The organism is Thalassotalea marina, from assembly GCF_014656435.1.
GTDB classification, from domain to species: Bacteria; Pseudomonadota; Gammaproteobacteria; order Enterobacterales; family Alteromonadaceae; genus Thalassotalea_C; species Thalassotalea_C marina.
Map to the genome: position 1 here is coordinate 674,827 of NZ_BNCK01000002.1, position 21,107 is coordinate 695,933.

The 21,107-nt window shown below is 45.9% G+C and carries 23 protein-coding genes; 4 read left to right on the forward strand and 19 right to left on the reverse strand.

What is annotated here, in order from left to right; all coding sequences use genetic code 11:
* Positions 1-12: 12 nt before the first annotated feature.
* The gene (locus tag IE199_RS06320; RefSeq protein WP_182029135.1) at positions 13-1,122 is read right to left on the reverse strand and encodes a hypothetical protein; all 1,110 of its coding nucleotides are present in this window, start codon (positions 1,120-1,122) and stop codon (positions 13-15) included.
* Positions 1,119-3,551, reverse strand: a complete 2,433-nt coding sequence (locus IE199_RS06325) for a DEAD/DEAH box helicase family protein (protein WP_229854560.1) — start codon at positions 3,549-3,551, stop codon at positions 1,119-1,121. The genes IE199_RS06320 and IE199_RS06325 overlap by 4 nt, the downstream gene beginning before the upstream one ends.
* A gap of 1,112 nt (positions 3,552-4,663) precedes the next feature.
* On the opposite strand from IE199_RS06325, the gene IE199_RS06330 reads away from it, so the two are divergent.
* Positions 4,664-4,930, forward strand: a complete 267-nt coding sequence (locus IE199_RS06330; protein ID WP_000212004.1) for a type II toxin-antitoxin system TacA family antitoxin — start codon at positions 4,664-4,666, stop codon at positions 4,928-4,930.
* On the forward strand, positions 4,921-5,427 hold the full coding sequence (locus tag IE199_RS06335) for a GNAT family N-acetyltransferase (RefSeq protein WP_023584043.1): 507 nt from the start codon (positions 4,921-4,923) through the stop codon (positions 5,425-5,427). Before IE199_RS06330 ends, IE199_RS06335 begins: the two co-directional genes overlap by 10 nt.
* Positions 5,428-5,467: 40 nt before the next feature.
* Here the strand turns inward: IE199_RS06335 and traA are convergent, their stop codons facing one another.
* The 6 genes from traA to traL form a co-directional block, all read right to left on the reverse strand.
* Positions 5,468-5,854: a TraA family conjugative transfer protein gene (gene traA, locus IE199_RS06340; RefSeq protein ID WP_023584042.1), complete on the reverse strand. Its 387-nt coding sequence runs from the start codon at positions 5,852-5,854 to the stop codon at positions 5,468-5,470.
* Positions 5,851-6,423, reverse strand: a complete 573-nt coding sequence (gene traV, locus IE199_RS06345; protein WP_001944091.1) for a type IV conjugative transfer system lipoprotein TraV — start codon at positions 6,421-6,423, stop codon at positions 5,851-5,853. The genes traA and traV overlap by 4 nt, the downstream gene beginning before the upstream one ends.
* Before the next feature lie 74 nt (positions 6,424-6,497).
* Complete coding sequence (locus tag IE199_RS06350; RefSeq protein WP_189768307.1) at positions 6,498-7,787, reverse strand: TraB/VirB10 family protein; 1,290 nt, start codon at positions 7,785-7,787, stop codon at positions 6,498-6,500.
* A gap of 2 nt (positions 7,788-7,789) precedes the next feature.
* Entirely contained in the window at positions 7,790-8,686 is an 897-nt protein-coding gene (locus IE199_RS06355; RefSeq protein ID WP_189768408.1) for a TraK domain-containing protein, read from the reverse strand.
* The gene (locus IE199_RS06360) at positions 8,670-9,296 is read right to left on the reverse strand and encodes a TraE/TraK family type IV conjugative transfer system protein (RefSeq protein WP_189768311.1); all 627 of its coding nucleotides are present in this window, start codon (positions 9,294-9,296) and stop codon (positions 8,670-8,672) included. The genes IE199_RS06355 and IE199_RS06360 overlap by 17 nt, the downstream gene beginning before the upstream one ends.
* Positions 9,293-9,574, reverse strand: a complete 282-nt coding sequence (gene traL, locus IE199_RS06365; protein ID WP_000433889.1) for a type IV conjugative transfer system protein TraL — start codon at positions 9,572-9,574, stop codon at positions 9,293-9,295. Before traL ends, IE199_RS06360 begins: the two co-directional genes overlap by 4 nt.
* 180 nt (positions 9,575-9,754) lie before the next feature.
* On the opposite strand from traL, the gene IE199_RS06370 reads away from it, so the two are divergent.
* A complete protein-coding gene (locus IE199_RS06370; RefSeq protein ID WP_001896384.1) occupies positions 9,755-10,078 on the forward strand; it encodes a type II toxin-antitoxin system RelE/ParE family toxin in 324 nt (107 codons plus the stop codon).
* Complete coding sequence (locus IE199_RS06375; protein WP_000058216.1) at positions 10,075-10,353, forward strand: helix-turn-helix domain-containing protein; 279 nt, start codon at positions 10,075-10,077, stop codon at positions 10,351-10,353. Before IE199_RS06370 ends, IE199_RS06375 begins: the two co-directional genes overlap by 4 nt.
* A 25-nt stretch (positions 10,354-10,378) precedes the next feature.
* Here IE199_RS06375 and IE199_RS06380 read toward each other — a convergent pair whose 3' ends face one another.
* The 11 genes from IE199_RS06380 to IE199_RS06430 all read right to left on the reverse strand — a co-directional run bounded on the left by IE199_RS06380 (position 10,379) and on the right by IE199_RS06430 (position 21,100).
* Positions 10,379-11,014 (reverse strand): IncC plasmid conjugative DNA transfer DtrJ family protein, encoded by a 636-nt coding sequence (locus IE199_RS06380; RefSeq protein ID WP_032481061.1) that lies wholly within the window; start codon positions 11,012-11,014, stop codon positions 10,379-10,381.
* Entirely contained in the window at positions 11,001-11,561 is a 561-nt protein-coding gene (locus tag IE199_RS06385) for a conjugative transfer protein (protein ID WP_189768314.1), read from the reverse strand. The genes IE199_RS06380 and IE199_RS06385 overlap by 14 nt, the downstream gene beginning before the upstream one ends.
* A gap of 9 nt (positions 11,562-11,570) precedes the next feature.
* Positions 11,571-13,391 carry a conjugative transfer system coupling protein TraD gene (gene traD, locus IE199_RS06390; protein WP_189768316.1) on the reverse strand — a complete coding sequence of 607 codons (1,821 nt, stop codon included), beginning with the start codon at positions 13,389-13,391 and terminating at the stop codon, positions 11,571-11,573.
* 48 nt (positions 13,392-13,439) lie between these two features.
* Positions 13,440-15,590, reverse strand: a complete 2,151-nt coding sequence (mobH, locus tag IE199_RS06395; RefSeq protein ID WP_189768324.1) for a MobH family relaxase — start codon at positions 15,588-15,590, stop codon at positions 13,440-13,442.
* Positions 15,591-15,706: 116 nt separating this feature from the next.
* Positions 15,707-16,420: a hypothetical protein gene (locus IE199_RS06400; RefSeq protein ID WP_189768326.1), complete on the reverse strand. Its 714-nt coding sequence runs from the start codon at positions 16,418-16,420 to the stop codon at positions 15,707-15,709.
* A complete protein-coding gene (locus IE199_RS06405) occupies positions 16,421-17,611 on the reverse strand; it encodes a nucleotidyltransferase domain-containing protein (RefSeq protein ID WP_096991880.1) in 1,191 nt (396 codons plus the stop codon).
* Positions 17,604-18,758: an SAVED domain-containing protein gene (locus tag IE199_RS06410; RefSeq protein ID WP_189768328.1), complete on the reverse strand. Its 1,155-nt coding sequence runs from the start codon at positions 18,756-18,758 to the stop codon at positions 17,604-17,606. Before IE199_RS06410 ends, IE199_RS06405 begins: the two co-directional genes overlap by 8 nt.
* Positions 18,759-18,767: 9 nt before the next feature.
* Positions 18,768-19,136, reverse strand: a complete 369-nt coding sequence (locus IE199_RS06415; RefSeq protein ID WP_189768330.1) for a metal-dependent hydrolase — start codon at positions 19,134-19,136, stop codon at positions 18,768-18,770.
* A gap of 1 nt (position 19,137) precedes the next feature.
* Complete coding sequence (locus IE199_RS06420) at positions 19,138-19,311, reverse strand: hypothetical protein (RefSeq protein ID WP_000224748.1); 174 nt, start codon at positions 19,309-19,311, stop codon at positions 19,138-19,140.
* A gap of 129 nt (positions 19,312-19,440) precedes the next feature.
* Complete coding sequence (locus IE199_RS06425) at positions 19,441-19,992, reverse strand: MarR family transcriptional regulator (RefSeq protein WP_189768332.1); 552 nt, start codon at positions 19,990-19,992, stop codon at positions 19,441-19,443.
* 22 nt (positions 19,993-20,014) lie between these two features.
* The gene (locus tag IE199_RS06430) at positions 20,015-21,100 is read right to left on the reverse strand and encodes an ATP-binding protein (protein WP_189768334.1); all 1,086 of its coding nucleotides are present in this window, start codon (positions 21,098-21,100) and stop codon (positions 20,015-20,017) included.
* Positions 21,101-21,107: the final 7 nt, after the last annotated feature.

Sequence of the window (21,107 nt, forward strand, 5' to 3'; positions counted from 1 at the left end):
CACTATTATTCCTTATAGGTTCCAATCATGGGCTGCAATGACATGCCAGGTATGCTGATTTTGCTTGTCTTCTTCAGTCCAAAACTGATTTGCCAACTCAGCCCTATCAGGTAGTGTGAAATTCCAACTTTTAAAAGGTTCGAGTGCTTTTTCTCTCCAAACTTGGTACTTGCTATTAGTGGCATACATATTGATATTTTTCTCTAATCTCCATTCAGCCCACTTTTTAGCATCCAATTTAGTCAATGCTGATATAGAAATATTGTGTAACTTCATCGCATCAAACGAGCCCAACTTGTGAACAGATGGTCTTTTTACGTTTACTGAGCGCTTCATATTGATTCGCTCAGATTCAGTAGTATTTTCGAAAACCACTGACAAGATTTCAGTTTGCTCATCCCATTGTTCAAGCAAGCCCTCACTATGCAGAAGTACCTTCAAAACTTGCTGACGACTGATTGGTTCAACCCGACGTGAAAATATAAGATCCTTTCCGCGCTTCACATCGACATTGCCATCAGTCACATTCCACTCGATGTAATACGGTTTTCCTTGAGGTGAGATGCGCTCACCTTTGAGTTCAATTTTGTCAACGCGTACTTCCGAACCTCCACCTATTGGTTCAACCTTCAGGCCACGAACGTCTTTGACTAGTTGAGGAACCTCAACGAGTCGCTTTGCTCTTTCATTTAGCTCATTTCTGTTTTTTCCAAGTCCGATCGACGCTGCACTAGGCTCTGTGTGCGCATCAATAGTAAGAAGTGGATGAGGCAATAAAGGCTCATGACAAACGCAAAGGCTCCAACACCCATCTTCTGGCACTAGGATTTGATCTTTCTCAAGGGCAATCAGTCCTGATTCAGTGAGCCTGTATTGGTCTCGATTAGACTCAGCAAGCCCATATAATCGACATATGTTTAGTAACCTATCAGCAACTACACGACGTCCGATTTTGTCCCCAAATAAATGCTCGGAGCACTCAGCAGAACTCGCATTCGGATAATCTTGAAGGAATTGCAGCACGCAGTTAATTTCTGGACGGCTATCTGCCAGCGCGATTTCACCCTGTATGAGCCAACTTTCAGTCTTAATTTCTCGTTTTAGTATGATGTCCTGGCTCATAGTGCCTCCTGTGATTCAGTCTCGATTGTTGTAGACCAGTAAGAATTGCTGGCAAAAGTACCTAACACACCCGATGCCTTTTGCATTGCAGAGCGGTTTCCGTACACAATGAGCTGATGCTTGGCCCTCGTAATTGCCACATTCAAGCGATTTGGGCTTTCAAGAAAACTCGTGGGATGATTATTTGCGAAACTAAGCATGACAAAATCAGCCTCATGCCCCTGAAAACGGTCTACGGTACATATCTGAATATCAATATACGGTGAGGATTTTTCACCTCGATAGAAATGCCTTACTCCGTGATGATTTCCCGTCCACTTTCGTAAAGCTCGACGTATAGCTCGCTCTTGCGCCCGATAGAATGCCAAAACAGCAACTTCCCAAGGCTTTTGTTGGTTTTTCTCAACATTTGGATTTGATTTTGCCCAAGAATCAAAGCGACTTAATTCTTTTAATATTTCTTCTACTTCAGCGGTGATTTCGCCTTCTTTGCCTTTTCGACCTTTAACATCGTGCCATATACAACGATGTGAGCCGCTTCGGTATCCCCAGTCCCTCTTTTCAGCTTGGCCATCAGGACTTTGCAGTGCTTTTTCATGGTATATATGTACTCGGGAAAACTCGGCAATGTCTGGATGCATTCTGTGCTGGTAACTAAGCCGTATTTGTCGTTGTTCCAAAACACTGGCTGGAAGTCCATCAGACAGAGCGGTGCCTTGTTTCTGATACTCTGTTCGTTCAAATCCAACTTGCAGTGATTCAAGAATAGAAGGCAGTGCGATCCTACGTACCCTGTCTATTGCAGTAAACGTATCTTTTTCTGAGTCAAATGGTAGTAGCGCTTTGATATCTTCCCCTAACTTATTAACAGTTTTAGAACTTCCGTTAGATTCTGTATTTAGGCGCTGTTCGTACATACGAGCCAGTCGCCACGCTAACTGCGATTCCCAGCTATCGGACTCGGTCTTGATTTTTGTACGAGTTAATCTCGAATGCGCTGAAAGTCGCATTTCTAACTTTTTCGGTAACGCAGGCAGCCCCCTTATCGTCGTCAAATCTAGGGGAAGGTGATTAGCATTCTGAGTGATGAACGCTGACGAACCAAGGACTACTGATGCGTAAGGGAGATCTGTCTTCGGACCTTTAGATGATGCAACCAATACATTTTTGGCCTTTGCTTGCTGATGATAAAATTCAATTGTCTTTTCATCGTCAGTGCAAACCAAGGATACTTCTCGTTTCTGAATATTGATTTGTCGAGCAGAGAAAATATCTGCGCATGCTTCTCGCTGATAACTATCCTGTAAACATGGCTGCAAATTTACTTCGGTAGCTTCATCATCAACATAAGGTGAAAGCTGTTTTGGGTCTCCCACCATGATCCAACGCTTGGCAAGTACCGCTGGCACCAAAAACTCTTGAAAAGTTGTTTTTGATGCTTCATCAATAATCATCACATCGAAGATTGGCGATGTTGATTGTTTATTTTTGATATCAGGATGCTGAAGCAACCCAATAGTTGTCCCGCAAACTAAATTCGCCGCTTCAAGAACAAGACGCTCAACAATATGTTTACCTTCACCGACCTTACTTTTAAGTAACTTCTGACTAACTGAAATGTGCGGTTGTTGCTGAAGATGTTTTAGCAATCTTGTGCGTTCAGTTTTAACAAACTCTTCCAATTGCCATGGCTTTGCCTTTTGAGAAACGCTTGATTTATCTCCAATCCGTACAGGTAACACCATGTCGCGATAAATATTTTCTTCAGACATCATTCGTTCAAGAACATTGTCAACAGCAACGTGTGTTGATGCACAAAGTAAGATCCGCTTACCTCGCTTTATTAATTGAAGAATCAGTTCGCAAATGGCTGTAGTTTTGCCAGATCCTGGGGGGCCTTCAAGGAAGGCAAAGTCTGGTGTATTGAGTGCAATATTTACAAACTCACGCTGCTGAGATGTTCCCTCTCTTGCTCCATCGGTAAGAACGTAGTAATCATCGTTAAATAAGTGCTCATCATAAGGAACATTCGGCCACTTAGCATGATCCTTACCTTCAAACAGCCTCAATAGCGGAAGATGGTGAATAGAAGGGGTGTCTTGTAAGCTTTGTAATGCATTAATCTGACACTTTAACTGGTATGTGTTTGGACGAATAACCAAATAGTCGTGGTCAGGTAAACGATCCAATAACAAGCTGTCATTCTCTACATTTCTGTCCAGGACTGAAATTGCGTTGGATTTATTGAATCCAACATTGCTTTGTGATTTCCCAGTCAAATGCCAACCATAACCGTCTGGACACTCATACGACGACAGCCCATTGCCTAATTCACTCGCAATTTCGTCCGCGTGCTCCTCAGTTGCATAAGCCATTTTAGGTTTACCGTGACTTCTACAATTTGGGCATTCTCTAGCGGCACTACCCACGGCTTTCCATCTAGCGGGGCTTGCTTCGTATACCGTGTCGGTACTTTCATCTAAAAAGAGCTTTAAGTTCTTTTCGAAATCACCGCAGTTATCGGCAGGCTCAACTAATTGTATCCATACTCCACTTTGAGCATCGTCCAGCTTTTCCCAAGCTATCGCTTTAACAGCCTTCGTACTTTCCAGGTATTTTCGAGTGGTGTCTAAATACTTATAAAAGTCACCAAGACCACTCACTGCTTTACTAAGCAAGATGTCTGGCCTGTGAATACCTAAGTTTGCGTATCTTAATAACGCCATGTTTCGTCCTTTGATCGAATAAGTTGTTCATCCTAAATATCAAGCATCGTGCCAACAACCTTCGATTTAAAGGCCTTATTAATTGCGCACCATCGAACAAATAAAGGTTTTTATAGGAAGGTATTTTTCACACCCTTTAGGTAAATTTATAACCCATAAGCATCATTTTGTACATCACATAACTCTCATGAAGCCAAGACAATGAAAAGAACCCAAACAACTTTACTTTGGCTACTTCTAATTGAAACGCCGTCATGATAAACGGGTACGGGGTAGGATGACGCCCAAGCCGTCAGATATCTGGCCGCTTGGGCGTTTTTGTTGTTATAAGGAGCCCAGTAAAACCGCGCTGATTGCTGGAACGGTTGTGCCAATGACTTCTTGAGTGCTGGCAACGATAGGTAAGGTTGCAGACATAACACTTTTATCGCCTACAAGCGATGACAGAAGCGCCGTTGCTAGCCAACCGGTTTAGCTGAGCCCGTTTTTTTACACCTATGTGGACTCGGTTAGATAGATTGAAGAATTGGGTGCCTTGCTAGGGTGCCACTTGTTGTTACGCACTATTTGTAAGGGTATAGCTTTCATTCTGCCAGCCTTACAGACTTCCCCTCAAGCCATCTGGTTTAGCTGATTCCTTTTTTTCATACCTTAGGTGTTAATTTTTGCAATGTTTTAAACCAGAAAGAGTGACATCCCCTCGAAATCAAACTGACCTACTCTCAAAGTTTCATGCCCAACAATTCGTATATCCATTGACTACACGGAAAAGTCATTTAAACTGTGTATTAAATAGATATACAGAGGATGGTGTCATGGCTACAAAGACAGCCCCAATCAACATGCGAGTACTGCCATCGGTAAGAGACATAATCGATGCCGCAGCAAGTTTAAAAAAAGTTGATAGAACCGTGTTCATTCAGCAAGCAGCGCTCAATGAAGCGCATAGTATACTGGCAGAACAGCGGGATTTTGTTCTAGAAGCAAAGGCTTTTGAAGCGTTTGATAACGAACTTCGTGCAGAGCCACAGACTCTTGAAGGTATGAAAGATCTGTTTAAGAGGAAAGCGCCTTGGGAATAAGTGCACCAACCCTCCTCACTGATGAGCACCAGCTTAATGCCTTTCAATGTGGCATTGAAGAGCTCGATACTTGGTTAAGAAAACAGGCGTTAAAGAGTCAAAAGCGGGGAACCGCGAGGGTGTATGTGGTCAATGACACTGACGCCCATCAAGTGGTCGGGTACTATGCCATTGCCATGGGATCAGTTTCCAGAGAGCAAGCTTTTAGTTCATTAAGAAGAAATAGTCCAGATCCCATTCCCATGGTGATTCTAGCCAGACTTGGAGTAGATAACGCCTATCAAGGTCAAGGCATTGCGGCAGGTCTTTTAAAAGATTGTATCATTCGCTCAGTACAAGCAATGAACGCTGTCGGTGGAGCAGGAATCTTAGTCCATGCTATTGATGGTAGTGCGCAAACGTTCTACAAGAAATTTGGCTTCAAAGAATCGACGTTTGATCCATTAGTACTCATGGCAAGGATCTGCGATATCGAAAAATCATTGTCGATAGACTGAGATGACGGCTCCCCTTTCACAAGAGAAGCCGTCAATATTATCAGGTGCCCAGTAAAACGGCGCTGATTGCTGGAACTGCTGTGCCAATGACTTCTTGAGTGCTGGCAACGACAGGTAAAGTTGCAGACATAACACTTTCAACGACCGTTGGTGTGTTGTAGAGACCCATACCACCACCAATGCCCAGAGCGAAAGCCATCAAGCTTTGGCGAGCGATACCGCCCACAATACCCACCAGAACCATGGCTCCCGCTACGATCCGTCCCAAAGTACCTTGGGTCCAGTCTTTTAGGGTATCCCACACATCAGTGAAAGCATCACCACCGGTGCCCGCAAATGAGGGCTCCGAAATCATTAACGCCATTAAACCAAGCGCACCAATGGTCATTAGGCGCTGAGTTTGAATGGTGCGAACTGCATTTGTCATTCGTTAGTTTCTCCGTAGATACTCAAGTTATCGCGCTTACCATCAGCTCCCGCTGAGGCAGAATCGCTTTGAGTCTGAAGTGGACGTAGCACTGGCGAAACCGTTCGAGGTGCTGACACCCCAATATCCCACCGGCGCGGTTCAATTTCGGTAAACACGTAGCTGGATAAATTCAGATCCCCACGGTCATCCTCCCAAGGCGCAATCCAAATCCGCATTACCCTTGAAGGAATGCGAATAGGTGCAGATTGCTGCGTCTCGGGTAATGCCGGATGGCTCAGCAGTCCTGTCTCTAAATCAGATTGTGAATACCCAGAGGGAGAACCAATTCGAGTCGCCACAGCATCAATCGTCTTGGGTGCAGCGCCATTACTGGTAAGCTCATAGACTTCACGAGCGGATAAACAGCGCACACCGTCAGGCATACCTGGGCATCCATATTCACTACTCCCAAGACCCAATGAACTACAGCCAGACAATAAGGTTGAGCCGACTGCCAATAAAAGTAATCCAGCTTTAGACCACTGTTTTGACTGGTGCTTTGGGTTGTTCTGCATTGATGTCGTCATGGTTAACTCTCCTCTGGATACACATCTTATTGTCTGAAGCGGACTTCGATCGGTTAGCAACATGCAGGATTTTTTCATCTTCTTGCACCTACCCCTTGTGAAGTGGCCAATGACAACGAGGCCCCACGAGTGACTATGACTTCAATTTTCCTTGCAGCGTCTACCTCTATGACTGGGAACATATTTTCAGCCATGTCCAAATAGAACTTGGCCACTCGATCCAATGCTTTACCGGTGCCTTTAATCGCAGCGCCTTGTAATGCTTCTTGGCTCATGACTTGCTGGTACAGCTGAGTATCACCGGCATTACCCGTCTGAATCGTCGGAACAGGATTTACATCAAATGCGCCAGCCAAGCCCTGAAGGAATCCGGCCATCATCGACTTGGCCACCAGCTGGCCTTGCTTCGACACTAATCGGCCTCGAATACCGGCTTTGCCGTCTTCTCCCACGGCATAAGAATCCAGTCGCGTTTCAATGACGCCACCATCTTCTCTCACACATGAAATGGTCTCGCCTCGCAAATAAGCACGCTCAGAGCTCAAATCACCGTAACCTGCGGCGATCAAGAAACACTCTTTGATATCCGCTCTAAATCGGTTGGGTAAAATGGCTTCCTTTTGAATCCTCAGCAATGCAGGAAAAGGCTCGCGTCTTGCGGACTCGTGAGTAGGTGCATCCAAACCTGTGATCAAAGTACCTGAGATGATGCTGCCCGCCGGTAGATACAAAGGCGGCGCTTCTTGCACAACAACCTCTGGTTCAGCAACCACTTCTGGCTCAATCATACGAATCGTGATTGGCGGCAATGGAACATCTCGTGCTCGTGTACCTTGGCCATTGGCTGGCTGCTGATAGAGCGGATCAGGCAGCGGCGCATTGGCAAAATAGTCGTCTGGGTTAGACGGCAGAGGCTTTTCGTCTTTGGGTAATTCCATGGCAGATAAAGGCACTTCATAACGGCTATTTGTGCCTTCAACTGCTGCATCACCTCCTGCGCGAACATCATCAAGTTCCGCTCGAAGGCGGGCCAGCTCCGCATTGACCTCACTTGGTATAGAAGGCGAACCTGGGCTTAGCCGTCCTGAATCGACGTCACGACGCAAGCGCTCAACTTCACGACGTAACTGTTCATTGCGCTCACTGAGTAGTTTTACGTTCGCAGCCAAACTATCGACCCCAACATCACGAGTATTGGTATCCGTAAGAATGTGCCGGATCGTTTCCTGCCGGTTCCGACTGCTTGAGCCATCGTCAGGATTAGGTGAAAACACCATCACCATAAGGATGAGACCACCAGCAATACCAGCAACCGATAGGCCCCGCTTCATGTTCGGGCTCATTTGTTCCCATTGTGCTTTCATCGTTATTCACCTCCCACAAGAAGCGAAGGTCGCAGACTTTCCATCGCTTCTTCACGATGATTGCGAACAACCACATACAACTCAGTCTTTTCACCCGGCAACAAGATATTGCGAGGCCAGTAGGCGCTTGCCACTATATCCGGTGCATGACAGGCTATTTCTCTGGCTTCTATCGGCTCATCGGCAAAGCTTTCAACCAGTCCTACATAGACGGTGAAGTAATGTCCCGTCACAATTTGCCCCTGCTTAAAACCAAACTTTAAGCCCGGCTGAAAACATTTCGGGCTTGTGTCGGTTTGGCCAGCCAAACGGATGTCATAGCCTTGTGGTAACTCATTTAGTGCAAGGCGTCTGAGTAAATCACGTAAGCTATCGACGTATGGCTGAGCCGTTTCCCAAGTGGCGGCTTTTCGGTTCACGACGCCCTTAATAGGCCACTGCTGACCATCAATAGCTAAGGTGATTTCACGCGGTGGAATACGACGAGGTACTAAGGTGACAGATAATGCGGGCGCTTCCTGACCAGGCGGAGTGATGTAAAGTGAAACCGGTGATTCTTTGTCCGTAGCCACATATACAACATTCCCCTTGATTTGCGTCTGAGCATCACTGGTTGTTCTCACCTGAGGCGATTCAAACGGCGTCACAATCCGATTCAGATGACCAAGTGCTACAGGGATCAGTTCATTAACCCCCGGTGTCATCAGTAACGTTGTTGGCGCATCCGTTGAAACCGTATTGCTTTGAACCGGTGGATTTGCAGTAGCAGACTGCTTCATCACACTGGCTGGCACAATCGGCAATTCCACGTCTGCATACGACGCTTGAGATAAAAGGACGCCACTCAAACTGATTGCGATTAAGCTTGGTGTCATCCATCGACTAATTTTGGTTCGCATCATTCACCCTCCGGTTTTGCTCTTGGGTCAACTTTTCACGAACGCGCTTCGTTCTAGCTTGCCCCTCATACGTATCCATCCAGCTAAGTTTTGGACGGTATTGCTCAATATCGATGTCAAACTCATAGGTGCGAGTTTGGCGCTGCTCATCTCCAGATGGCCCAGAGATCAAGGAATAACCGGTCACAAAGACATGGCCGGTTTCATACTCATACTCCACTTGTCTAGGTTGGAATTTGAGCGTGACCCGGTCTTCGCGGATTTGTCTTGCCTGAATCTCCAGTGCATCGACCACTTGCTGGTACACCGCTGGAGAAAGTAGCGGCTCAATGGCAACCCGGATAAAGGACACATTACCCGGCGTCACGTTGCCCATAAGCTCAGCCAGGTAGAGTCCCCAGGATTCAAGGTAAGGCTGAGTGGCTTGGTTTCGTGACACTTCAGCTGTTTCAGACAAGGTTGGTGGTTGAATGGCTACCACGGTATTGCGAGAAAATGCCGCTACCGCAAGCAGCAAGTTAGATAGCACCAGCACCGCAATCAGGAACCGTTGCCATCGGTTCTCTAATTGCGTGCCTTGCCATGATTTTAAAAACACGTCGAACTTCACGGCAGATAGCTCCTGATAAATGGATTAGGGATCGTCTTGGCTTTGGTTGGCAACAGTCCAGCCCAGTAGATGGCGTGAAGAATAAAACCATCTGGGCGACCATCACGAAAACGCCGATAGAGCTTGGTTGTCACCAACCCCAACAGGCATAAAACCAAGGCATTACCGGTAAAAATGCCGATCACTAGCCCCAACAGAATGGGAGCCATCTCATCGGCACTCCAAAGCAGGAAGTGCGGCGGGTCATCGATATAGGATGGAATATTTACAGGTTCCATAGTCACTCCTCGTTGTTTGAATTGAGAAGTGAAGGATGCCTCGGGATTGGCAGGTTCAGTGGTCAGCTAGATACAGAATTCTTGAAGGTTTTGAGGGTTCTACTCAGACAAGACGGTTAAGTTCTAGACAAACCGAGCAACGAGAGTTATCATTTATGATAACCTAAGTTAAGGATACCCATGAGCTGGAAGATCGACTTTTACGATGGCGTTGAGGATCAGATCCTCGATATGCCACCCAAAATACAAGCTCGCATGATTAAGCTTTTAGAGCTAATGGAAAAGCATGGTGCAAACTTGGGGCCTCCTCATACTGAGTCTATGGGCGATGGGTTATTTGAAATCCGCGCAAAAGCTCAAGAAGGTATTGGTAGAGGCTTATTTTGCTACTTAAAAGGGAAGCACATTTACGTGTTACACGCTTTTGTAAAAAAATCTCAAAAGACGCCCAAAAATGAGCTCAATCTTGCCAGAGATAGACAAAAAGAGGTTCAAAAATCATGAGTCTGCAAAAACTGAAACAACGTGCTTTAGCCAATGCTGAAGTTAAGAATGAGTACGATAAGCTTGAGAGTGAGTTCAGCTTTATTGATCAATTGCTTACCATGAGAACAAAGGCAGGACTTACTCAAGAGCAGGTTGCTGAAAGAATGCATACCCAAAAAAGTAACGTCAGTCGTTTAGAAAAAGGTAATGCCAATCCAAGTTGGTCAACTCTCCTAAAATATGCTCACGCATGTGGCTTTGAACTAACACTCAAGCCACAAAAAATGAGTTAACGACATTTATGAGGCCTAACTGGCCTCATATCTTCTTCTGCAAGTGACTTAACGCCAACCCCGCCATTAATGCCAAACCGATGATCAGCGACGGTAGCACCACCGGTGGAATAGCCAGCGGGGCGAACAATCCCATAAACAGCAAAATGACACCTGAGCCAAGGATAATCATGCTGTAGCGGTGAATAATAGGGCTCGAAAAATCAAAGGTTGTCTTCTTAATCTTCCAGGTCATTAAACCATCCCACAACGCCGGTAACATGAGAATAAGCGCAAAGGGCAACCAGACCATCAGCAAAGCAAATCGAGTGAACACTTGGTACAACACATCAAAAAATGCCTGAATACGGTCTTCTACCCACACAAACCAAAAGCCGCCCATGTTCTCCATCCCTTTAGAACGCAGTCGTTGCTCTTCAGTGGGGATTAGAAAATCTCGCACAGATTGCTCCATCTGCGTATCCACAACCCATGACTGATACCAGCGATGGCTAGTTTGACCAATCCAATAGCTTGTTTGAGCGCCCAATTGATTTTGGATCATCTGCTTCTCTTTACTAATGACCCGGCCAGTCCAATCACCGGGCACTAACACACCAATAGCAATAATCTCCAGCATCAGCGCCAGACAAAGTAGCCAAACCGACTTATGCTTGCTCATGCCAAACATCCTCTTCTACTCGGGCCAGCATGGCTGTAACGGTTGGCGTCATAATCCGGGCTTTAATCACTTGTTGAAGCCGCTTTGTCGTCGTATGGCCACTGACATAACGCACGTCGATGCGTCCTTCAGCCAAATGCGCCATCCGATTTGGACGATTACGAATCCAGGTGTGGAAATACACACCATCCACGGCGGCCCACTCGAAATGGTCAGGATCACGCAGGCGAATCCCCGTTAAAGCACTGGCGGCAGTCCAGGTCAGTGCCTCAATGAAATGCCACAGTCGGACACTGTCATCATCACAACTGACTTCTTCATAACTGCCCAAACCATTACAAAGGCACAAATCAAAGATGGAATGGCCATCTAACGTGAGCGCATCCGTTACATAGTCCGCCAAGCAATACACCGAGGCCAAAGCATGAGGCCAGTCGGTTTCAAGCAGCCTTAAAGCTTCCTTGAACTGAGGGTTATGTTGCTGCCACTGAGCGAGCATTTCTTTACTGGTAAGTGTTGTCATTTTCAGACAGACAGAATGATGCATACAAACTCCTTATGCTGCCTGTGTTGAGCTGGTTAAAATAGGAATGCGGCCTTTGATCACGCGGCCACCTGAAAGCTTGGCGATGTACTCCAGGTTGGGAAGCTGGCCTAATAACTGCGGTGGAAACATATCGCCTTCTTCCTCCATCAAGCGTTCGCCATGATTGCCGGTAAACAACGCGGGGCTGTCCGAGTTGGACGACATACCTTGAGTTTGCATGATGTACTGCAACCGAGTCTTAGGCAGATTGTCAGTAATGTACTGCTGCGTTTCGGCGTCCATCACCCGAAGGGCTATCAAGTTGTTGATGTTACCTAACACCTGGCGAGCCTTAGCTTCACTGCCTGTTCGAGCTGCAAAGTCAGCAAATGTCTGAGTAGCAATCACACAACGCATTTTTGCGCCACGGCCTTTGTTGAGCAGTTGAATGAAGGGATCGTTGACGACTTCAGCAGCCTCATCAATGAAGATATTTACGGGGCGATTTTCAACACCATAGTTATAGCGGTCACCGGCCACTGCGGTGAGATCGGATAAAAGCAACGAACCAATGGCGCTGCCAACCATGGCGTCGGTCAATGAATCCAATCCGATATAGGCCACTTGGGCATTGTTGATAATACGGCCAGAATCCGTAATTAACCGGCTGTCATCCACATCGTTTGCAATCGGTGATAGCAATGGACCTAGTTCACTTGATGTGAGCATATTGAGCACCGGCATCAATGAGGCCACCATCTTTGAATAGTGGGTTCTGTCATGCTCAAACATACTCAATAGCCCCTCTAAATCAGTATTGGCGGCAACGGGCTGAATGCGTTCGTAGTAGAAAAGCAGCATCGCCATGGCTTGTTTTGCCAAGGTATTGGCCTTTTCAGTAAAGCGTTTAATCTCCACACTAAAGTTCGGATACACCTGCTCCCCCCAGGCCGTGACGGCTTTTACTACCAAGCCTTCTGGGCCACCTTCCAAGAATCGTCTCAGTGTTTTCAGATCAGGACGTTGTGACGTAAGCAACAAACCTTGCACTATGTTGTTCAGTGCCATTTGGCCAAAGGCTTTAAATGGATCAGCACCGGTTTCAGATGGAATTAATGCCGCAATTCGGCTGGCAATTTCAGTGCCCCGGTTAAAGTTTCTCAGAGGATTAAGTCGTACTGAATGCTCTGGAAAACCTGGATGAAAATACACAAAGCGCTCAGGACTACCGACGGCAATACAGGCTCGCTGTGCATTATCCTTAAGTTCTTTGTCTCCCTTAGGGTCAATAATAATCACGGCTTCATTGCGCAAAATGGCCTGAGTGATCATCGCATCAAAGCATCGGGTTTTTCCGGCACCGGTCGTACCGACAATTAAGGTGTGCCCCTCAGTGTGACCAACTGGCTGGTAAACATCTTCTTCTTTGGGCTCAACACCATGAATCCAGGTCGAACCCATTTGTTTGCCGTGACCTTGGTTAAGCAAGGTTTTCTTATCCCGCTTTAAGATTTCATAAGCGCGTTGAGCATGACGTTGATCCCACTCAAAGCCATACCCTAACCACAATTCATCAGGATGTTTTGCCATCACTTTTTGCAAATGCGACAGCTCCATAAAAGCCAAAGGTTTGCCTTTTAGTCCCTTCTGTAACTTATAAAGACGGTAAGCCTCAGGCAGGCGATACAACGCCATGCCCGAGGAAATCCCTGTCATCCACCAAAATGGCTCAGGTGGTAGCTCAGTCAGCATTTCTGCGGCAATCGCCCCAGTGGCCCCAACCAGCCAGCCTGCTGCTGCCATGGCTTCATAGTTCGTGCGCCAGGGCATCTCATATGCGTTTTCTTTCATTCATGCTCCGCAAAATAACCGTTTACAATCCGCTTAACTTCAAATGGATTAACGTTTAGCGTGAGCGGTAAACAGAACCGTTTCCCCCTCATAAAACTGGCATTCGTCACTGGCCGAGATCCCCCGAAGCAGCTGTCCGGCTGGAATACCATGCTCATTGGCGACTTGGCGTAAGGTTTTAATCGTGACGCGAATACCATCGGCACTATGATCCACGTCTGGGTAATCGCCACCGGTCAGTAAGATGGGCAAATCTTTCACAAAATTAACCATCTGTTGCCGCTGTGCGTGTTTGGGGTCTGTACATGAGTTCGTATTGGGCGCTATCGGCTTTTGCTTACGCTCCGCTCTTGTGGCGGGCTCTTGTGCTTGGCCATTGGTTGTCTCAGTTCGACTCGGCCGCTGTGAAGCCTCATCGTTCTCAATTACTGACACTGATTCTGCGTCTTGATTGGATAGATCTATCAGTGCAGTAAGCCCTTTAGAAATCGATACCTTCAGCAGTAACCCTTGCTCCTGAACGCCATCATTCGTAGTCACAGTTCTGGCCTTACGTGTCGGGTTTGCAGGATCTAGTTCAAGCCAGTCTAATCGACTGAGTTCAGCAAGCAGTTTTCGAGGAGCACACCAAGGCCTTACGGCATCGGGATAACGGATCAGGACTTGCTCACCAACCACAACCAACGCACTACCAGCCTCTGGGAGCCACGCCAAAGATTCAGGGAGATTCAATGCCTCTGCATCGTGCTGGTTTACGTTATTCGCGATTGCAGCATCGTTTGAATCGTTAGGCTTTTCGCATCCATCACCTGGAGCATTTTCAGTTGCCTGGGGGTTATTAACATCACTAGCAAGACGAAGTTCATCATCTTGTTCGGACGGTTTTGTCGATGGCGACTTAGCCGAATTGCTATGTTCGATTGATGATGACGCTTCAGGCAAGTCTGGATGCTCACTGGAACGACTCTGAGGTTCTGCTTGTGTTTGCTCTGTTGCTTCCCACTCAGATTTGCTAAACAGTCTCACGCTACTTGGTACATTCGAGCTGAACAATAAATCGGCCTCAACTATATGTAACATAGCTAACCAGATTGGCTTGTCGTCTTTGATCAGCACGTCAGGGGCAAGGCTTTCATATCGCTCATTCGAGGCGGATTTAGTGGCCAATCCTCGCTCAATAAGGATGTCCGCAAGGGTATCGGGATCTCTTGGAATGCCAGGTATCTTGTCTTTGGCCAACAGCTCAATGATGTCCTTAGCCGCGCTTTTCCAAACCAGGTAAAGATGGGTTGATTGATTCGATTTTCGTATCCAAACTCTGGCATCTCGCTGATTGACCAACCACTGGGAACTGGCAAGCAATCGCCTCATGGCATCAAGTAGATAGCGTTCGACTGGGACACCAAGGGCATTGTCGTCAACGGAAATTCGTTGAGCTTTCAGGTCTCGCTGAACACTGGTTTGGTCAGCTTCAATGACCAGTTTAGACAGGACATGCTCGGGATCGGTATTTCCAATCGCTTCCAGCATGGCTTGCAAAATTTCAGGGCCCGGTTGGGTTAACCAGGCGAGCAACTCAGGTGTCATCACCCGGTTTAACACCAGAATTGAAAATTGCTCGTGCCGCTTGCACCGTCCGTCGCGCCAGCGAATGAAATAGCGTTCAATGCTGTTATTAGTGGTCCACTGAGATAAGGTTTCTAAAAAAGGGTTCCACTGATAGCGTCCATCCTCGTCTGTAATGGACAAGTCTGAAACAGGCTTACCAATATCATGGAACAAACCGCCTAATGCCGCCGCAACACGCCACCTTGGTTCCAGCTCTTTTTTCTCAACCGGTGTGCCACTGGCAACAAAGATGATCCCTTCCGCTGCTTGTGCCGCCCAGAAAGCAACTTCCAACGAATGACGTAATAAACCACCAGCGCCACTGTGATGATGATGCTCAGAAGCTGGCAACAAGTGAACATAAGCAGCCAGATGATCAATGCAGGGCTGAATCAGCCTTTGAAACTCACGCTGATTAAAGCCAAGTACCTGGCGCAGTTTGGCAATTAGCTCGTCTTGTGTGGACTGCAAATCCTCGGGTGACGCAGCTGGCAACCCCTTTAGAAATGGCGGATAGCGTGGAATGTCTGCATCCAGTTGCGATGAAAGCTCTGGTAGTGCTTTGGTTTGAAAAAATAGTTTTTTGAACATAGTGAACCTCCGACACGATAGTGTGAAGGTTCAATCTGGCGTTGCCGGTTGATTAGACTAAAAAATCCGATATGTATTAACACATACGCCAAAAAATGCTGAGGGAGCTGATTAAGCTAAGGCGTATTTCTACTTGGCCTTTTAGTTTTTTTCCCAACTCTCCTTTTGGGTTTTTCAATCGGTGTAAAAGCTTCTTGTAGGTGATCGCGAAACCATCGGCGGCGCTCAACTTGACGAAACTCGTTCAAGACAAACCGATAGTCACACGAGCCAAGACGATCACCACAACCACATGGACAAGGTAATTTATTTGCCTCACGCTTGCGCAAACCTAACGCTTTCAGTGCCCGTAGAACCGATGCTTTACCATTAACATTGAACAACTGAGCATAATCATCAATCAGGCCTTTCTCACCATGGTCCAGTTCGCCATAGGGAAAGTTGCCAAATTCAACCCTATGGGACACCGAATAAAGAAACCTGACAACAATCTTTTCGAAAAAGGTTGTCAATGACGAGTCGGCTTTCAAAATTGACTTAATTTTCAGGTCTGAGCCAAGACAAAATGATCCATCAGAGTAAGTATGGAAGTCCTGATTACGAGGAAAGTAACCAGCTGTATCAAACACCACTGGTAAAGCCCTAGGATACTCACTTGGGCATACAATCCTTAGAGAAAATGTTCGCTCAATAAACCGACTTCCAGCTAGCTGTGCTTTTAACTGATACTCTCCCTGCAACTCAATCTTATCTGCATGGACATCTACTAATCTAATGTTCGGATAGGCCGAGAGAAAAGCCTCTAGGCCCACAGCCTTCCAGTGCTTCATCTATTGCTTAAACCATGGCTTTGGATCAGATGATTGAATTGCGAAAGTTGGTTTTGTTGTCACCGCAGGAATACCCAATAGACGTGCTACCGAACTTGAATCAAGCTTCAAATCCAAACCATTTTGCGCCGCATTTACTATTCGTTGCGTATCATCACTTGAGCAAAGAGCACTAAAGTCAGCTCTAGCTTGATACAGCCATTTATAAAAGTTTTCTTGTAATCGGTATTGAGCAGATTTTTCGTCATACCACTTGTCTGCAAAATCTTCGGCTGGGTTGACTGGGTTCGGAATCATTGGTGCTTGTGCAGAAATATGGTCATCCATCTCGGAGAGCACCGTATTCAACGCTGAAGCCAAATCACTTTCACCTTTATACGATTTAGCCGCCAATGTAGTGATGATTACCGATATTGGCTTACTATCCTCATTGTTTTTAAACATAGTGTCACGATGACGCTTCAATAATTGGATAACCTGCTGTAAGGGTGTCTTCCATTGATAATATGGCAGACTATCTATACTGGCTTTAAATCGCATTTCACGTTCGTTTATCACTAACCGTGCCGTCTTCATGCGCGTTTCAAACCATCGAGCATATCCTTCAGGATTGCTGATACGCCAGTTTTCATTCACAACTGCATAAGTGGAATCTGTGTTGTCGGTAATCGAAACTGCAAGCTGAGACACGTTTTGAGCCAAGTTTTCATCAAACTTAGAGTTTTCGACCATCCGCTTTTTCAAAAGTCCTCTTCCTGTATCACTCTCTGGCACACACGGAACTATGTCCATGTGAAAGCTAAGACCATCGGCATACTCTAAGCGCCAACAGCGTTTCTTCTCGGCTAGCTCTTCCTTAATTCCTCTGGCGTTTCGATAAAGCTCTAATTCATGACCGACTAGGTGCTTTAGTTGCTTTTGAGTGATAGACGTTTTATCCAGGCCACGCCGAAGATTGCACCCCATGTCTAGGTCATACTGTTCTTCTGAATCGGGCCTAATCGCCGTACCTAAACGAAAGGACCCTTGAGAAAACACGTGGGGATCAAAATTCACGCATGTTGACTCTGGGCGATGTAACCAATCACCTAGATCCTTATAGCGTTTTTCAGCCTTTTCATAAGCACTCTCTGGTAGCTCAATTTTTTCCAGAATTGTGTTTAGAACATCGTTACTTTTAGTATTACTCATGAAGGTCTCCTCGAAGCTCGACTGCCATTACAAATTGTTGTGTTTTTATGTCGTGGTCATAAATAAGCCATGGCATATCAGCCTTAGGCATTCTGGCCCGTCCTAATTCGACGGCACACGATACTGGCATCACAGGAAATATTTGCAGTGGCGTCGCATCCCCGTGTGTATTTTTGATTTCAACAATCAGCTTTCTTATGCACTTTCTGAACAAAGAGAGCTGCTGTTTTGACTGCATGAAATCATTATGAGGGTGCTTGATAGTCACTTCCCAAATCGATGTATCTGGCCCTATAACCCGAGTAATTCGCTCATGCGACACATGGTCACTCAAAGAAAGTACCAGGGCAGGCTTCCCCTCCATATTTTGAGGTCTGTTGATGATGTACTCAAAATCATCTGAACAGTCTTGCCAAAACCAGCCTTTAGGCTCTCGATGCAGCTGATAAGTCTCGACCTCAATTTTGTCGGTAAGCAAAGCGCCAAGTTTTATTAACAATGGCTGAGGAGCTAACGCGAACAATGAAAAATGCTTACAAGAATCCTCTTCGATGATCGATGAAATTTTACTTTGAAAACGCTTCGTTAGGTGTTGCGACTCTGCTTGCCAATATTGTTCAGAGTGATCCTTCAGCTCTGATACCATGGAAAGTGTCACTGGCTTTTCAGTTGCCGGATACCAATTCGGAAACATTGCCTCAACACAACCGTGATAATTAATCGGTGATCTTTCAGTTCCAATATTGGCACCATATAAAACAACATTTGATTTGCGATCAGGAGCAATGCCTGTGAGGATTTCTATACGTTGCTCATGCTGCATTTTCCAACTAATCAAGAGATCGGCTGGATACCTATCTTCGCTGCCTTTCTGGTCAATTTTTTTGTGACAGTCATAGCACATCAACATGAGGTTGCTGACGTCATTCAAGCTGGTTGGCTTGGTTTTAAAGAGTCCCCAACCACGAGGCCCATTCTCAGAAAATGCGTAAATATGAGCATTTTGAGAGACATTGACCGATTCCTGGGTCACCGCTGATTTGTATAACAATTTATTACACCCGCTAAACTGACAACGAGCAGCTGCGCGAGCCCAAAGCTCCCGCTCAACAGGACGCTTAATGTGCCTCGTGACTTCAACGACCATTCAAAACTCCTATAGTTTGCCAATTAACGGAAGTGAGCGCGGTGTTGTCGCATCACAGAGCAAGTGACTGACATAAGCACATCCGGCTATTAGCCCCAGCCCGCGAAGACACTTATCAGTTGCCTCTTCCGGTTGCCACTCATACAAATGTTTAAGACCAACACCTAGTGCAGTTAACACCAATAGACTGTGGCAAAACTGACGATGGTGAGGGTTACCCAAAGAGGGTTCCAGAATATCTGGAAGCTTGCCAAATAGAGAGCCAACCGTAATGGCAGTTACAGGATGGTGACTGGCAGCTTGTTTTTTGTTGTCCGCCAGAGCAACGGTTAAACCAACCGCAGCCCCGACGACCAAATGGGTTTTACCATTAGCCAAACTATTTCTCCTTCCTGACGCCTTTAAAAGGCGTTTTGTCAGATGTCTTCACATCCATGAATCGACCAGTATCAGCATCTCGCTTTACCCAATGTCCGCTTGGCGTCTGAGTCTGAGATCTACCTTTAACGGCACCGTTTCTGTGTCCGTCACCTGATGGGGGATTTGTAGCCATAAAGCCTCCTATTCTGCTTAACTTAATCACATTTATCAGATATTAATAAAAAAGATCCAAAGGATCTGATCAAATAATAAACTTCAATTCTGATTAACGCAAGCAGATTAACCAGAAAACCAAAAAAAACTACACAATTGATCGGTAAACAAATTCCAGTCCACCTGACTCTGCCACTTCTTTTTGCCCTAACACAAGACCTGTAGCATGAAGCTTCTTTAATCGACCACTGGCATTCTGTGCTGAAATGTCAAAGTGCTTAGATACATGTGACGAAGTCACTGTCTTTTTTGCAATAACAAAATCTAGAAGCTCTTTGACGGTCGCACTGAGTTTTACACCAAGCACTTCGTAACCGCTATCGCTCTTGACTAGAAGAGGTTGATCCTTGGCTGTAGCGCCATAAGACCAATTGTCCAGAAGGTCACGACTCGGTACATTAGAAAGGTAAAAACCTTTTTCTCCTTTTAATGCTTTAGCCAACGAGATTATACTTTCACGAGGAAATGAAGCATCAGTGAATCGAATCCCTTCCAAGCTGATAGCAAAAATATCGCATGATGGGTGACCATCAACGATCTTTTTAATCTTCACATAGGCTTCACTACCTTCATCGTTACCAAAGGCATGGTCAGAACCTACGACTTCTGAAAGAAGAATTTTATGAGTTAACTGTTTCATCTGCTTAAGTTGACACTATTTATCAGAAATTGTCAACATAGAAGTCAAAACAGATATGGGTTCCTGTGATAGGGACCAACCCCCGATCTTCAGAAACATTGATGAGTTGCCCCTTCGAGTATTCCAAAGCCAATGAGAAAGTTAGCTGCCTAATTACAATGATAACTTTCTCTTTGCTAGCGTGCTCTCGACTACTCTTAAAGCCTAGCCCCCGGCCTTTACCAAAGCGACTAACCTCACCAGATGTAAATGCTTTTTGAACGAGCGCAATGTCATTCTCAACAGTTTCCGCTGAAAACTGTGCGTACAACTTCGGATGTTCACTTTGTAACGTTGTTCTCAAGGTAGCGGCAATACCTAAACCAGAGTCGGATATGACTGTTTGAATATGCTTTGGTTTATTATACGGTCGATACACTTGCAGACCTGCTAGCCCAGGTATTTTGGATTCACTGTGATCAGTAACGTTGCCTACAAGCTCTGAAAAAACAGTCTTAGCCGCTAAGAAATAGCTGGCTGAAGAATGCTCTACAAACCTGTCGCCCAAACGAATTACAAGCTCCTTGTTTTGGGTTGGCTGTGCAATTGCTCCTAGTTCGACCAAGGTATCGCTATTATCCCGATAAGTTTTAGCAGCTGACAAAACGGGCCTTTCAGGTAGACAAGTGACACTTTGATTAAGATAATCAAAGAAGCCATTTCTGCTGAAAAAACTGTGAGTATTAGGACATGCTGTAGTATCCATCACCACATCCTTCCCATTAGCAGTAAGCTGATTCGCCAGAGCAAGAAAACGGGCCAATGCTATCAGCAAAAACTTACAATCGATGCCGAATTTAAATGTTACCTTTGTTGCATCTTTTTGATACGCAAGCTTACCGATAGCACTCTCAAAGGCTTTCTCATCAATCCAACCTGTAGCGAAATCAATTTCCACATGATGAGCCCGTATCAAGCACCATTCATGATTTGAGTTTTTCACAAACGTATCCTGGTTTTTGTGAAGAAACGAGTTCACTTGGGACTTATCCAGCCCCAGCTCCTTGGCAATTTGACGTCCTTTCAGGCCTGGTGACCCATCTAATAACTCTGAGATTGCCTTCAGCAAACCATCA

Bases quoted from the DNA above. Each gene is read 5' to 3' on its own strand.
- traV (WP_001944091.1), bottom strand. From the start codon at position 6,423: ATGACGACATCAATGCAGAACAACCCAAAGCACCAGTCAAAACAGTGG.
- IE199_RS06385 (WP_189768314.1), bottom strand. From the start codon at position 11,561: ATGCATCATTCTGTCTGTCTGAAAATGACAACACTTACCAGTAAAGAA.
- traD (WP_189768316.1), bottom strand. From the start codon at position 13,391: ATGAAAGAAAACGCATATGAGATGCCCTGGCGCACGAACTATGAAGCC.
- IE199_RS06380 (WP_032481061.1), bottom strand. From the start codon at position 11,014: ATGAGCAAGCATAAGTCGGTTTGGCTACTTTGTCTGGCGCTGATGCTG.
- IE199_RS06420 (WP_000224748.1), bottom strand. From the start codon at position 19,311: ATGGCTACAAATCCCCCATCAGGTGACGGACACAGAAACGGTGCCGTT.
- IE199_RS06330 (WP_000212004.1), top strand. From the start codon at position 4,664: ATGGCTACAAAGACAGCCCCAATCAACATGCGAGTACTGCCATCGGTA.
- IE199_RS06355 (WP_189768408.1), bottom strand. From the start codon at position 8,686: ATGCGAACCAAAATTAGTCGATGGATGACACCAAGCTTAATCGCAATC.
- IE199_RS06350 (WP_189768307.1), bottom strand. From the start codon at position 7,787: ATGAAAGCACAATGGGAACAAATGAGCCCGAACATGAAGCGGGGCCTA.
- IE199_RS06425 (WP_189768332.1), bottom strand. From the start codon at position 19,992: ATGAAACAGTTAACTCATAAAATTCTTCTTTCAGAAGTCGTAGGTTCT.
- IE199_RS06405 (WP_096991880.1), bottom strand. From the start codon at position 17,611: ATGAGTAATACTAAAAGTAACGATGTTCTAAACACAATTCTGGAAAAA.
- traA (WP_023584042.1), bottom strand. From the start codon at position 5,854: ATGACAAATGCAGTTCGCACCATTCAAACTCAGCGCCTAATGACCATT.
- mobH (WP_189768324.1), bottom strand. From the start codon at position 15,590: ATGTTCAAAAAACTATTTTTTCAAACCAAAGCACTACCAGAGCTTTCA.
- IE199_RS06370 (WP_001896384.1), top strand. From the start codon at position 9,755: ATGAGCTGGAAGATCGACTTTTACGATGGCGTTGAGGATCAGATCCTC.
- IE199_RS06320 (WP_182029135.1), bottom strand. From the start codon at position 1,122: ATGAGCCAGGACATCATACTAAAACGAGAAATTAAGACTGAAAGTTGG.
- IE199_RS06375 (WP_000058216.1), top strand. From the start codon at position 10,075: ATGAGTCTGCAAAAACTGAAACAACGTGCTTTAGCCAATGCTGAAGTT.
- IE199_RS06410 (WP_189768328.1), bottom strand. From the start codon at position 18,758: ATGGTCGTTGAAGTCACGAGGCACATTAAGCGTCCTGTTGAGCGGGAG.
- IE199_RS06400 (WP_189768326.1), bottom strand. From the start codon at position 16,420: ATGAAGCACTGGAAGGCTGTGGGCCTAGAGGCTTTTCTCTCGGCCTAT.
- traL (WP_000433889.1), bottom strand. From the start codon at position 9,574: ATGGAACCTGTAAATATTCCATCCTATATCGATGACCCGCCGCACTTC.